Origin of the sequence: Methylobacter sp. BlB1, from assembly GCF_015476545.1 — a bacterium.
Classification (GTDB): domain Bacteria; phylum Pseudomonadota; class Gammaproteobacteria; order Methylococcales; family Methylomonadaceae; genus Methylobacter.
Window position 1 is genome coordinate 1 of record NZ_JADMKV010000215.1, and the last position, 681, is coordinate 681.

A 681-nucleotide genomic window follows, 5' to 3' on the forward strand; every position below is an offset into this window, starting at 1 on the left:
GGCCGCCTCCATCATGCGTAAGCCTTCAATGCGTTCACGGATCAGAGCCAGCTTTTTTAGCGCAATGTCTTTGGCTTCCTGGCAACGCCGACCTTCCTCAAGACTCAATAATTCTGCAACCTCATCGAGCGAAAAGCCCAGTTTCTGGCCTTCCTTAATAAATCGCACGCGCTGCACGTCTTGTTCGGCGTAATGCCGGATGCCCTTGAGTGGCTTGACAGGCTCCGCCAGCAAGCCATGTCGTTGATAAAAACGGATCGTTTCGACATTCACGCTGGCTTGTTTCGCCAGTGTGCCAATCGTAAAGCTTTTTTGTGTCATGGGCTTGTCTCTGTACATAGGTACGGTGCCTATAATACCAGCATCGCTAGAAAAGAGGTATTCATCATGAACTCCAACCAAACCTTAATTGCGAGCGTTCTAGCCGGGATAGGCGCTAGCTTATGTTGTGTCGGTCCTTTGGTACTGCTGAGCCTTGGCATTGGCGGGACCTGGATGGCAACGCTGACGGCCTTTGAGCCGGTACGCCCGGTGTTCATGGGCGTGGCATTGCTTTTTATTGGCCTGACTTTTTGCAAGCTCTATTGACAAGCCACCTCTGCGAGCCTGGTCGGCCCTGCGCTGACGATGAAGTTATCCGCAAGCAACGCTTCATTTTTTGGAGTGTAACCGTCCCTTTAT

2 protein-coding genes are annotated in these 681 nt (G+C 51.7%); one reads left to right on the plus strand and one right to left on the minus strand.

All coding sequences use genetic code 11. From position 1 onward, the window contains the following. Window positions 1-321, minus strand: a 321-nt coding sequence (locus IT781_RS22095; protein ID WP_194972316.1) for a MerR family transcriptional regulator, incomplete at its 3' end; no start/stop codon positions are given. A gap of 66 nt (window positions 322-387) precedes the next feature. On the opposite strand from IT781_RS22095, the gene IT781_RS22100 reads away from it, so the two are divergent. Further along, window positions 388-588, plus strand: a complete 201-nt coding sequence (locus tag IT781_RS22100) for a mercuric transporter MerT family protein (protein WP_194972317.1) — start codon at window positions 388-390, stop codon at window positions 586-588. Window positions 589-681: the final 93 nt, after the last annotated feature.

What these genes read in the sequence shown, in the direction of transcription:
- IT781_RS22100 (WP_194972317.1), top strand. Translation starts at nt 388, where the DNA reads ATGAACTCCAACCAAACCTTAATTGCGAGCGTTCTAGCCGGGATAGGC.